An 11,682-nucleotide genomic window follows, 5' to 3' on the forward strand; every position below is an offset into this window, starting at 1 on the left:
GGCTATGTACTATAAGAAAGAAAATTTGTGAAATGGCGCCTATTAGGCGCCATTCTTCATTCTTATCGTTTATCATATGCATCTTCTCTATACAAATACGTTTTAAATGTTATCTACCATATCGTATTATAAAATAGCATTTTGTTCAAGAATTGTTTGAATCTTAGTACACATCAAATCAATTGCGACATGGTTTTGTCCACCTTCTGGCACAATGATATCTGCATATCGTTTTGTTGGTTCTATGAACTGGTTGTGCATTGGACGAACAACTTGTACGTATTGATCAATAACAGATTCCAGTGAGCGACCACGTTCTTTAATGTCACGTAGAAGACGACGCACAATTCGTAAATCCGCATCAGTGTCAACATAAAGTTTAATATCCATTAAGTCACGCAGGCGGTCATCTTCTAGTACAAGAATTCCTTCTACAATAATTACATCTTTTGGTTCTTCAATAATGATTTCTTCAGAACGAGTATGCATTGTATAGTCATATACAGGCTTTTCAATACTCTCGTAGCGAAGAAGACTTTCAAGCTGTTCTACTAAAAGATCATTATCAAAAGCAAGTGGATGATCATAATTGGTTTGCAAACGCTGCTCAAGCGGTACACTGCTTTGATCCTTATAATAGAAGTCTTGTTCTAAAAGCATAATAGAATGCCCTTGAAAATGTTCATAAATTGCTTTTGTTACGGTCGTCTTGCCTGAGCCTGAGCCTCCTGCAATTCCAATAACAACTGGTTTTTTCCCCATTTTAAATCTCCTTCCGCATCATGTTGTATGGGTAAAGGGGTTGTTCTACTTTAAATTGAACAATTTGCAATGGGTGTCTAGCTGCATCAAGCTCATTGCCTTTTTCATCCCAAATTTGCTCTACAACTGTTGTAAATGTCCCACTCTCTGGTCCAAAAAACTCGACTTCTTGTCCACGTTTGAAGAAATTACGTTGTTGCAAAGTCACCATTTTCGTTTCTTCATTATAATCAAGCACAAGTCCACAGAAATCATGTGTTGTTGTTTTGCTATGCTCTCCAAACATCTGCTCTTCGTGTCCTGGTACGCCTTCAAAGAAAGCTGTTGCTGTCTCTCTATTTGCACATTTATTAAGCTCTCTTAGCCATTCTTCTTGAATTGTAAAATTGTCAGGATCTGCACAGTAAGCATCAATAACTTTGCGATAAACTGTTACAACGGTTGCAACGTAGTGAATAGATTTCATACGTCCTTCAATTTTCAAACTATCGATGCCCATCTCAATCATTTTAGGGATAGATTGAATTAAATTCAAGTCTTTTGGACTCATTGCAAATGGAGCATCTCCCTCGTTAAACAAAGGAGCTTCTTCGTTATTTTCATCCATTTCGAATAAGCCATAGTCCCAGCGACATGACTGACAGCAACCACCACGATTTGAATCCCGCGCTGTCATATGATTGCTTAATACACATCGACCAGAATAAGCAATACACATTGCACCGTGGATAAACGATTCAATTTCAATATCTACTTTTTCTTTCATCTCACGAATTTCTTCTGCACTTGTTTCCCGAGCAAGTACAACGCGCTCTAATCCTTCTTCTTTCCAAAACTGGACAGCTTTCCAGTTAGCAAGCGACTGCTGGGTACTTAAATGTACTTCAAGTGATGGAGCTACCCTACGACAGGTTTCAATAATGAGTGGATCAGCAACGATAATACCTGCTACTCCTGCTTTGTTAAGACCTTCTAGATACTCTTCAAGACCATCGATGTTCTCATTATGTGCATAAATATTTGTTGTAACATAGATGCGTGCTCCATATTTCCGTGCAAAAGCCGCCCCTTCAGCCATTTCTTCCATTGAGAAGTTATCTGCATTTGAACGGAGGCCATATTCACGTCCACCGATAAAAACCGCATCTGCTCCGTAATGAACGGCTACTTTTAATTTTTCTAAATTCCCCGCTGGAGCAAGCAGTTCTGGTTTTTTAGTAATAACGCGTTTTCCATCTACAACCTCGGCTACTTTAATTGCCATTCCCTCTTCACTCCTCTTTAATAAACGGTTTCTTTAAAGAAAAATCCTGTATCAAGCATACGATTTTTCGGCTGAATTGCTTCTAAATCTTCTAATAATGTTTCCTTAATGTCTTCATATTTCTCTCGATTTTCAACACATAAGTCAATAGCTTGACGATATTTCTTTGTGACATCTACAAGGTAATCGATAGATTTTAAAATCCCGTCAATTTTAAACGAATCAACGCCTGCATCTATCATTTCTTCAAGTTCATCAATAATACAAACATCATTTGGACTCATAATATGTGTTCCATTTTCATCTTCAAAAATCGGATACTTATTTCCACGTTCTTTATCTAACAAAAACATATTTTTAGTACCTTTTCGATTTTCAATTTCCATCGCTTTTTCTTGATACAAGAAATAGTGACCTAAAAGCGGGCGTTTTGATTGGAACATGCATGTCATTCCATGAACCTGAACTTCGATTTCTACATCTGCATTTTCTTTAATTTCCACAATAGCATCCATGTTTAGCTCTCGCGCCAAAACAGCACGTTTTGAGCCTTTGCGTCCCCAATAGTTACAAACATACCAGTTTGTTCCTGTTGTTTCCGTACTCCAATGAAGAGTCATAGTTGGAGCTACTTCACGTGCTGTCATTAAGACAGCTGGATCACCATAAACAATGGCATCAACACCTGCATCTTGTAAAAACAAAATATAGTTTTTTAATTCATCTACTTTGTCATTATGAAAAATAGCATTCATAGCTACGTACACTTTCTTATGAAGCCGATGAGCAACGTTGATAGCTTCTACAACGTCTTCACGCTTAAATTCTCCTGCTAAGCGTAAACCGTAACGAGCCTCCCCAATTAAAAAAGCATCCGCTCCTGCTAAAGCTAATCTCTCAATGTCCCCAACACATGTGGGAGTAAGTAAAATCTCCGGTTTCTTCACGTGTTTCACCTCTTTTGTGTACTAATTGCGATTCCATCTCCAATTGGTAATATTGCCGTTTGGAAATCTGAATGACCCATTAACCATTCATTATAGTCATTTATCTTCTTAATCAAACTTCGCTTACGACGTGTTTCAGCTTGGATTTCTCCTGTTACATATCCTTTAAAGAGCACGTTATCACTGACAACAATTCCTCGTTCAGAAAGTATTGGTGTATAAGCGTCAAAAAAACGCTTATATTGACCTTTGGCCGCATCGATAAAAATGACATCATAAGGTGCTTTGGCGTTTGCTTTTTCCACAGCTTCTAAAGCATCACCAAAGATAAGGGTAATATTTTCTTGTTGATCTGATTGAGCTAAAAAGCGTTTTGCTTGCTTGTATCGCTCTTCATTACGTTCTATTGTTACAACCTCTGCTCCAAGCTCTTTTGCCATTCTTAAAGACGAATAGCCAATTGCTGTGCCAATTTCTAAAATGCGTTTTGGCTGATAAAGGCGTAAAACTTGCAGAAGAGACTCAATGCTAACAAGCTCCATAATTGGAACGTGATTTTCTAAAGCATACTGCTCCATTTCTAGGAACAAATCATCTCTTTTTGGAACTAGATTTTCAATATAAGCGTTTATTTCATGAGAAAGCACTTGTCTTTCCTCCGATCATTTCAGTCCTGTTGATTGATATAGAACTACAATTCTAATATTATAAAGGTTTTCCCCTATAGAGTAAACCTTTATACTACGAAAATAATCTTTCTCACAAAAAAGGCTGTGAAAGATTCACAACCTTTTTTGTCGTATTTATTTTTGAAAACGTTCTTCTGTAATATGCTTTTCTTTTTCCTTGTTATGTTCTTCAAGCGTTTTTGTAAAGATGACCTCTCCACTTTCTGTTGCTAAGAAATATACATAATCCGTTTGTTCAGGAGATAAAGCAGCCTCAATCGATTCTTTCCCAGCATTTGCAATTGGTCCCGGTGTTAAACCTTTTACCTTATACGTATTGTAAGGTGAGTCCACTTCCAAATCTTTATAAAGTACTCGATCTTTATGACTTCCTAGTGAGTAAAGAACAGTTGGATCTGTTTGAAGACGCATATCCTTTTCTAGTCGATTATAAAATACGCTCGCTATCTTTTTGCGATCGGTTTGGTCTGTTGCTTCTTCTTCGACAAGAGATGCCATTGTTAATATTTTATGAACCGTCGTTTTTTGTTTTTTAATCTCTGGTTGATATGGAGCAATCACATTGTTTGTTTTTTTAATCATCGCTTCTAGAATTTCCTCTAATGGAACATCTTTCTTATAAAAAGAGTATGTAGCAGGATATAAATAGCCTTCTAGAGGATGCTTAATCTTTGCGTTATCAATCTCAGATGTAACTAAATCCGGATATTTCTTTTTCATATTGTTAATGAAAGCTTTATCATCTAACTTTTGCTCTATTTCCTCTTTTGAGAACTTCGTTCCCTTTGAAATAAGAGTAGAAATTTCATCAAGCTGACGACCTTCTGGAACAGTAATTTTAACAGTTGCTTTGTTTGATACTTTTCCTTCTTGCAGGCGATTAATCATCTCTTTTGGACTCATTGCCTTTGTGAACTCATAGTTTCCTGCTTGGAAGTCATTTAAGTTAGAAAACTTAGCATAGTAGCGAAACACAGTAGCGTTTTTTATTAAATCTTTATCTTCTAGCGTGTGAGCAATTGTAGAAACTGTTGAGCCTGTTGGCACAGACACAATAATTTCTTTCTTGTTTTCTTCGTCTACAGGGCTTAGAGCTGAGTGAATATAAATATAAAGCCCAAGCGCTAAACCAACGAATAAAACAAATAAAATCGACAACACCCACAAAACCGCTTTGCGCACTTTTTTAGCTTCATTTTGTTGCTGCATTAACGTTTGTGAAAAATCAATCGGTTTATTTTTTCGTGCCAATCGTCACTCCTCCCTTTCCGCGATTAATTATACTACATCTTTAACTATTTTTCGCCAATATTAGACAAAAAACACCTCTCCCTTCTTGCATAATTTTTCTTTATGCTTAAATTTACTCTGTTCTGCTCAAGATACAAATTATGGCACATAAAAAAGCCGCTTCCTAAGCTTAGGAAGCGACTTTTACTTTTTTACTCTTCTTCTGAATCAAGTGCATATAGCACTTCTTCAAGCATGTTCCATTCTTCTTCAGTTTCGATTGGCTGAAGTTCGCCATCTTCGCCTTCTCCATTTGGAATGAAGCTAGATGCATGAACGATTACTTCGCCTTCTTCTTCTGATTGAGCAATTGGAGAATAAAGAACGTACGCTTTGTTGAACTGATCAGAGTGGAATGTTGTAATAACCTCACAAAGCTGCTCGTCTCCATTTTCGTCAATTACTGTGATATGTTGTTCTCCGTGATCCATTTTGTCACCTCATTATATTTTTTAAAATTGCTTGCTATCTAAATAACCTTGCAGAATAACGACAGCTGCCATCTTATCAATTACTTGTTTACGCTTTTTACGGCTTACATCAGCAGAAATAAGCATGCGCTGTGCAGCCATTGTTGAAAGACGCTCGTCCCACATTTCAACTTCAAGGTCAAATGTTGATTTTAGCTTTTCTGCAAAGGAAAGGCAAGCTTCACCTCTTGGACCAATTGTATTATTCATATTTTTAGGTAATCCAACGATAATTTTGCTTACCTCGTGTTCTTTAATAAGTTCTTCCAAGCGTGGCAATGCTTTGTTCAGCTGGTTTTCTGGGAACTTAATTGTTTCAATCCCCTGAGCTGTCCATCCCATTGCATCACTTGCTGCCACACCAATTGTTCTTGTACCAACGTCTAATCCTAATGTTCGCAATTTACGCTTCCTCTCGGTGGTTCTTTAAATAGGATTTCACAAGCTCTTCAATTAATTCATCTCGTTCAAGCTTGCGAATAATGTTACGTGCATCCTTATGTCTTGGAATGTAAGCTGGGTCCCCAGATAGCAAATAACCGACAATTTGATTAATTGGGTTGTAGCCTTTTTCTTTTAGTGCCTCATAAACCGTAAAAAGCACTTCATTTACGTTTGTGTCTACTGGGTCTTCATGAAAATCAAATTTCATCGTTCGATCAAATGAACTCATTTTTTCCACCTCACTCATCGTCAACAAAAGAAACAGTTTTAATGCTTATTTTCATTGTACACGAAAAGTACTATGAATTAAACGGATTTTATCCACTGTTTCGCTGCGGACAAAGCATCTTGAATTTTACTTGGGTCTTTCCCGCCTGCCTGAGCCATGTCTGGGCGTCCACCACCGCCGCCACCACATACAGCAGCAACTTCTTTAACAAGCTTACCAGCATGATAGCCGTTCGAAATTAAGTCTTTTGTAACTCCTGCAATAATATTTACTTTTTCATTTTGAGCAGAAGCTAAGACTACAATACCTGTCCCAATTTTGTTCTTCAAGTCATCTACCATCGTACGCAAGTTATTCATGTCTGCTCCATTAACGCTATGAGCAATCACTTTCACACCGTTTACTTCTTCCACTTCATTGATTAAGTTCCCTGCTTCAATGTTTCCAAGCTTTGCTGCAAGAGATTCGTTTTCACGTTGTAGTGTACGAATTTCGTCTTTTAGTCCTTCTACACGCGTTACAACATCGCGAGGATTTGCTTTTAGCACACTTGCTGCTTGATGTAACAGTGATACTTGCTCATTCATCACTTTGTAAGCAGCTTGACCTGTTACAGCTTCAATACGACGTGTTCCTGCTCCAATTCCTGACTCTGAAACAATTTTGAAAATACCGATGGAAGAAGTGTTCTCAACATGACAACCGCCGCAAAGTTCAAGACTATAATCGCCAACTTGAACAACGCGTACAATATCACCATACTTCTCTCCGAATAAAGCCATTGCCCCCATTTTCTTCGCTTCATTAAGCGATTTGTTTGAAATAGTTACAGGAATACTTTCCCATACTTTTTCATTAACAATTGTTTCAATTTTTTCAATCTCTTCAGGTTGAATTTGACCAAAGTGTGTAAAGTCAAAACGAAGACGATCTTGTGTTACAAGAGAACCTGCTTGGTTTACGTGCTCACCTAATACATCTTTTAATGCTTGATGAAGAAGATGTGTTGCTGTATGGTTTTTCACGATACTGTTGCGTTTATCAGTCGAAATTTCTGCTAAAACGGCTTGACCTTTTGTTAGTGTTCCTTCTACAACTTCTACTGTGTGAAGGTTTTGTCCATTTGGCGCTTTTTGAACATCTTTGACAAGAGCTTTTACACCTTCTCCTGTGATTGTTCCTTTGTCAGCTACTTGTCCACCGCTTTCTGCATAAAATGGCGTTTCATTTAGCATTATTTGAACTTCGCCACTTGATGCTTCCTCCACAAGTTCACCATCTTGAATAATAACTGATACAGCTGTATGAAGGCTTTCTTGACTATAACCAACAAACGTACTTTCTTCTTTAACATCCCCAAGAAGTGCATCTTGAACTTTCATTGAGCCCACATCTTGACGTGCTTCACGCGCTCTTGTACGCTGTGCTTCCATTTCTGCTTTGAAGCCTTCATAATCGATTGTCATGTTATGTTCTTCAGCATATTCTTCTGTAAGCTCAATTGGGAAACCATATGTGTCATAAAGACGGAACGCATCTTCACCAGAAATGACTGTACTATCTTTTTCTTTTTCTTTAGCAATGACGTCATTTAAGATTGCTAATCCTTCATGAAGTGTTTCATGGAAACGATCTTCTTCTGTTTTCATCACTTTTTGAATGAATTCGCTTTTTTCCTTTACTTCTGGATAGAAATCAACCATAATTTCAGCAACTGTTGGAACAAGCTCATACATGAATGGACGGTTAATATTAATTTGTTTTGCATAACGGACAGCACGACGTAATAAACGACGTAATACATAACCACGGCCTTCATTTGATGGAAGAGCTCCATCTCCAACAGCAAATGCTACAGTACGAACGTGGTCTGCAACTACTTTGAACGCTACATCATGATCTGTATTCTCACCGTATTTCAAGCCTGAAATCTGTTCTGTTGCATTAATGATTGGCGTGAATAAATCAGTCTCAAAGTTTGTTTTTGTTTCTTGGATGATTGAGCACATACGCTCAAGACCCATACCTGTATCAATATTTTTCTTTGGAAGTGGTGTGTATGTGCCATCTGGATTGTGATTAAATTGAGAGAACACAAGGTTCCATACTTCTAAGTAACGCTCGTTTTCCCCACCTGGATATAGTTCTGGATCACTTTCATCATTACCATATTCTGGTCCACGGTCATAAAAAATTTCCGTATTTGGTCCACTAGGGCCTTCTCCAATATCCCAGAAGTTCCCTTCTAAACGAATGATGCGCTCTTCAGGTACTCCAATTTTATCTTTCCAGTAATCAAAAGCTTCATGGTCTTCAGGGTGAACTGTTACAGAAAGCTTTTCTGGCTGGAATCCAATCCAGTTTTCACTTGTTAGAAACTCCCATGCCCATTCAATTGCTTCTTCTTTAAAGTATTCCCCAATTGAGAAATTACCTAACATTTCAAAGAAAGTATGGTGACGTGCTGTTTTCCCTACATTTTCAATATCGTTTGTACGGATTGCTTTTTGGGCATTACAAATGCGAGGGTTATCTGGAATAACGCGACCATCAAAATATTTCTTTAAAGTAGCAACCCCACTGTTGATCCAAAGCAGCGTCGGATCCTCGTGCGGCACAAGTGATGCACTTGGTTCAACGCTGTGTCCCTTCTCTTTAAAAAAGTCTAAAAACATTTGGCGAACTTCAGCTGAACTTAGCTTTTTCATGCTAATTCCTCCTTGTATACTATGTAAATGAAAACACAAAAAAAGCCCTAATCCCTCATTAATAGCAGGGACGAGAGCATTACTCGCGGTACCACCCTGATTACGAACTCTTTCGTTCGTCACCTCGATAGAGCACTAACGTAGCCTGCACGATAGGTTTATAAGCCTACACTCCGGATTAGCTTTCTGCTACTCTTCGCTTGGAACATTTTACAGCCTTGAATATTCCTCTCTTTGTAAGCGGGCTTTAGCATACTCTTTCCATCATCGTTTTGTTATATATTATAACCATTATGGCGCTATTATAGACAACTTTCCATGTGGTTGTCAATCACTTGGAGAGGGGGATCTCATATAAGTGATTGTTACTTTCAATATAGCTAACAGCGGGACAGCTAAAATTAATCCTAATACCCCTCCAATTTCTCCTCCAAGTAAAAGAGCTAGCATAATGAGAAGCGGGTGAATGTGCAAGGATTTCCCGACAATAAGAGGAGACAATACATTGCCTTCTAAAAATTGCAGCACGAAGATAATAATAACTACAATTATGACCATTTTCACTGAGATCGTAAGAGCAATAACAGCAGATGGAATCGCTCCAATAACAGGTCCGAAATATGGAATGATGTTTGTAACACCAATAATTGTCCCAAGAAAAAAGGGGTACGGCATATGAAAAATCCATAAAAGGATTGTTGCACATGCTCCAATAATAAAACAGACAAGAAATTGACCTCTTAAGTAACTCCCTAGGGAATGGTCTACATCTTTAAGAAAACTCTTTCCTTTATCTCTCCATTTTGCAGGAGTGAGGATAAAAACAAAGTGCTTTATTTTATCAAAGTCTTTCAACATATAAAAAGCAATAAAAGGGATGAGGATGAGAAGAAAAAACATACTAAAAGCAGAGCGAATACTGTCTGCAATTCGATTTAATATCCCTTCAAGCATTTTTTCTGTATCATCAATTGCTCCCTCAATTTTTGTATGAATACCGTCTGGTAAGGAAGATGTATGGTAATGAACTTCACTTACCCATTCCTTGTATGTTCCTACAAAAAGAGGAAGCTGGTCGCCCACTTCCATTACCTGAACAAGAAAAAGTGGAATTCCCTTATAAAGTCCATATCCAACTCCTCCAAAAAAGAGCAAGTAAATAATAAAAAGAGCAAGAGGTCTTTGAATCCCGCTTTTATGCAATTTCTCGACTGTTGGATGAAGCAAATATGTAATAAGTGCTGCTACAATAAATGGAGACAGTACTTTTAATAACATAAATAAAAGTGGCATCCATATATGTTGTAATTTAAAAAAGATAAACAGCGTTAAAAACAGTAGTAATAAAACACTTAATCGATAAAGCCAGCGAAAAGATACAGCTTTCATCATATCTTCCCTCCCTTCAAACTATAGTTTTGATTAAATGAAAAAAAACATGCACAAAAGAAAAGCCTTTTGAATCATTTTGATTCAAAAGGCTTTAGTTAAGAAAAATTTTTCATAACGCGCTTGCGCATTTTTTTCATATTTCGTTTTGAAAAAAGATCGCTTTGACCATCTGTAACACGATTATATGCATATAAGCCAACACCTAAAGCAAGGACAGAAGAAAAAACTTTGTTCATGTCGACTCCTCCAAATTAAAAATTAATTGTTCGATCTTCATCTGAAAACAAGTCATCGAGTGAACTTAAGCTCCCATCTTCTTCAACTTGATGTGTATTAATTTTCCCTTTTGAAATTGTCATCTCAATGAAGCAGCCCCAGCAGTAATATTGATTGACTCCAATTTTCCCAACATCAATACTTTGACAATTTGGACAGCGTAACAATGTACAACACCTCTTTGTTCGTTTATAAGTGTTATCCATTGTTTCCACCATAATGGAAAAACATACTACATAACAGAAGAACCTGAACACCTAAGTTATTTCTTCGATTACATTTAGGTTATGGAATTTGGGTAAAATCATGTACTGTAACCTTTTCCATTCATATGGATTATTTCGTTATGTTTTAATGTTACAAGGGTAACCTAAAAAAATAAAAATGTACTTGTTCTATTTCTTTTAGCACTCTCTAGCCGTTTATCTCTAAGATTACAGGGTATTCGTACATTGAGGGGAGGTCAATTTATATGTGGAATGCAGCAATGTGGGGCGGAATTTCAGGTTCTGCAGTTTTAATCGGCGCGCTAGCTGCGATGCTTCTTCCTATTCAAAAAAAGATAATTGGTTATATTATGGCCTTTGGGACAGGTGTCTTAATTGGAGCTGCGGCATATGAGCTTCTCGGTGAGTCCCTCAATAGCGGTGGAGTGCTTCCAACAAGCATTGGGTTTATAGCAGGAGCTGTTACTTTTACTTTTTGCAATTATATGGTTTCCCGAAAAGGAGCCGCAGAACGGAAACAATCAGAACAAAATGCAGCTACAAGCGGCGGTATTGCTATCTTTATCGGAACCATTATCGATGCAATACCAGAATCCATTATGATTGGAGCAAGTCTTTTAGAGGGACACTCTGTAAGTTTTCTGCTCGTTATTGCCATCTTTATTAGCAATATTCCTGAAGGGCTTTCAAGCACAGCAGGCATGAAAGATAACGGATACTCCAAGCGGAAAATCTTAATTTTATGGATTGCCGTTCTTGCTATTTCCACCTTTGCGTCATGGTCAGGATATTTCTTTCTTGATGGTGCTTCTGAAGCTGTTATGGCTAGTATTGCCGCATTTGCCGGAGGCGGAATTATTGCAATGGTCGCTTCAACAATGATGCCTGAAGCATATGATGATAGCGGTTCAACAACAGGACTTATTACTTCGCTTGGGCTACTCGTGTCTCTTTTATTAAATAATTTTTCATAAAAAAGTCCAC

The 11,682-nt window shown here is 37.6% G+C and carries 13 protein-coding genes; 1 reads left to right on the forward strand and 12 read right to left on the reverse strand.

What is annotated here, in order from left to right; genetic code table 11:
* Nucleotides 1–126: 126 nt before the first annotated feature.
* The 12 genes from udk to MOC86_RS16725 all read right to left on the reverse strand — a co-directional run bounded on the left by udk (nt 127) and on the right by MOC86_RS16725 (nt 10,638).
* A complete protein-coding gene (gene udk, locus MOC86_RS16670; protein ID WP_019391390.1) occupies nt 127–762 on the reverse strand; it encodes a uridine kinase in 636 nt (211 codons plus the stop codon).
* 1 nt (nt 763) lies between these two features.
* Complete coding sequence (locus tag MOC86_RS16675; protein WP_268585149.1) at nt 764–2,026, reverse strand: peptidase U32 family protein; 1,263 nt, start codon at nt 2,024–2,026, stop codon at nt 764–766.
* A 17-nt stretch (nt 2,027–2,043) separates the two neighbouring features.
* On the reverse strand, nt 2,044–2,973 hold the full coding sequence (locus tag MOC86_RS16680) for a peptidase U32 family protein (RefSeq protein WP_268585150.1): 930 nt from the start codon (nt 2,971–2,973) through the stop codon (nt 2,044–2,046).
* Nucleotides 2,974–2,978: 5 nt separating this feature from the next.
* Nucleotides 2,979–3,620, reverse strand: a complete 642-nt coding sequence (locus MOC86_RS16685; protein WP_268585151.1) for an O-methyltransferase — start codon at nt 3,618–3,620, stop codon at nt 2,979–2,981.
* Between the two features lie 156 nt (nt 3,621–3,776).
* A complete protein-coding gene (gene mltG, locus MOC86_RS16690) occupies nt 3,777–4,871 on the reverse strand; it encodes an endolytic transglycosylase MltG (RefSeq protein WP_268585275.1) in 1,095 nt (364 codons plus the stop codon).
* 233 nt (nt 4,872–5,104) lie between these two features.
* Nucleotides 5,105–5,383, reverse strand: coding sequence for a DUF1292 domain-containing protein (locus tag MOC86_RS16695; protein WP_019391385.1), 279 nt, complete (start codon nt 5,381–5,383; stop codon nt 5,105–5,107).
* Nucleotides 5,384–5,404: 21 nt separating this feature from the next.
* Nucleotides 5,405–5,824, reverse strand: a complete 420-nt coding sequence (gene ruvX / locus MOC86_RS16700) for a Holliday junction resolvase RuvX (RefSeq protein WP_061802065.1) — start codon at nt 5,822–5,824, stop codon at nt 5,405–5,407.
* Between the two features lies 1 nt (nt 5,825).
* A complete protein-coding gene (locus MOC86_RS16705) occupies nt 5,826–6,095 on the reverse strand; it encodes an IreB family regulatory phosphoprotein (protein ID WP_019391383.1) in 270 nt (89 codons plus the stop codon).
* A gap of 77 nt (nt 6,096–6,172) precedes the next feature.
* On the reverse strand, nt 6,173–8,803 hold the full coding sequence (alaS, locus tag MOC86_RS16710) for an alanine--tRNA ligase (protein ID WP_268585152.1): 2,631 nt from the start codon (nt 8,801–8,803) through the stop codon (nt 6,173–6,175).
* A gap of 327 nt (nt 8,804–9,130) precedes the next feature.
* The gene (locus tag MOC86_RS16715; protein ID WP_268585153.1) at nt 9,131–10,195 is read right to left on the reverse strand and encodes an AI-2E family transporter; all 1,065 of its coding nucleotides are present in this window, start codon (nt 10,193–10,195) and stop codon (nt 9,131–9,133) included.
* A 95-nt stretch (nt 10,196–10,290) separates the two neighbouring features.
* Nucleotides 10,291–10,431, reverse strand: coding sequence for a YrzQ family protein (locus MOC86_RS16720; protein ID WP_019391380.1), 141 nt, complete (start codon nt 10,429–10,431; stop codon nt 10,291–10,293).
* 15 nt (nt 10,432–10,446) lie between these two features.
* Nucleotides 10,447–10,638, reverse strand: coding sequence for a hypothetical protein (locus tag MOC86_RS16725; protein ID WP_040056833.1), 192 nt, complete (start codon nt 10,636–10,638; stop codon nt 10,447–10,449).
* Between the two features lie 305 nt (nt 10,639–10,943).
* Here MOC86_RS16725 and MOC86_RS16730 point away from each other — a divergent pair, with 305 nt between their 5' ends.
* Nucleotides 10,944–11,672 carry a ZIP family metal transporter gene (locus MOC86_RS16730; RefSeq protein WP_268585154.1) on the forward strand — a complete coding sequence of 243 codons (729 nt, stop codon included), beginning with the start codon at nt 10,944–10,946 and terminating at the stop codon, nt 11,670–11,672.
* Nucleotides 11,673–11,682 lie beyond the last annotated feature (10 nt).

Source organism: Priestia endophytica, assembly GCF_026790145.1.
Taxonomy (GTDB): Bacteria; Bacillota; Bacilli; order Bacillales; family Bacillaceae_H; genus Bacillus_I; species Bacillus_I endophytica_A.